The sequence below is a fragment of the Anaerosporobacter sp. genome, from assembly GCF_965301125.1.
Genome location: NZ_CBDLAM010000062.1, coordinates 1 through 674, shown reverse-complemented (window position 1 = coordinate 674; position 674 = coordinate 1). Strand labels below are relative to the sequence as shown.

The 674-nt window shown below is 31.0% G+C and carries 1 protein-coding gene; it reads left to right on the top strand.

The window, feature by feature from the left end; genetic code table 11:
• Positions 1-62: 62 nt before the first annotated feature.
• A partial coding sequence (locus ACW2QF_RS08770) for a PucR family transcriptional regulator ligand-binding domain-containing protein (RefSeq protein WP_455715623.1) occupies positions 63-674 on the top strand: 612 nt, incomplete at its 3' end.

Genomic DNA, 674 nt, shown 5'->3' with positions numbered 1-674 from the left:
AAGTTAATAAATGCTACAATAATTTATGTAACCACAAATTCAGATATGAAGGAATTATACTTATGCTTAAAATCAAAGAAATGCTAAATATTTCACTTTTCAAAGAGTTTACACTGATAGCTGGTGAAAACGGTCTCGAGAACAGACTTAATAATATAGTTATCCTAGAATACGAAAGCATCAATGGCCATTATGAGGTATTCAATGATGGTGATTTCATTCTGACCTCTCTATTCTATGCACATAACAATGAAGATTTAATATATACATCATTTCAGGAACTTCTTAAAAGAAATGTATCTGGTATCGCAGTCAAAACTGTATTTTTCAAAGATATTCCTGATAAGGTCAAAGAGTTAGCGAACCAGAATAATCTACCTATCTTCTTGTTCGAATCCGCCTATATGGAAGATTTGATTCTATCTGCTAATGAATTGCTGAAGACAAAATTGCAACACATAGTGTTTGAAGAGAAGATTACCCATCTTATTGAAACAAATAAACCAAGTTATGAGATTGCAAGTACCATAAGGGAAATTAACCCTTCCTTTCATACTAATCTCATTATAAGTTATATTACTGCTAAATCTAAATCACCAAACAATACCATCGACCATTACTTCCGACGATTAATTTATAAAAAATATAAACCTTTATCCCAGTATGTTTACTCC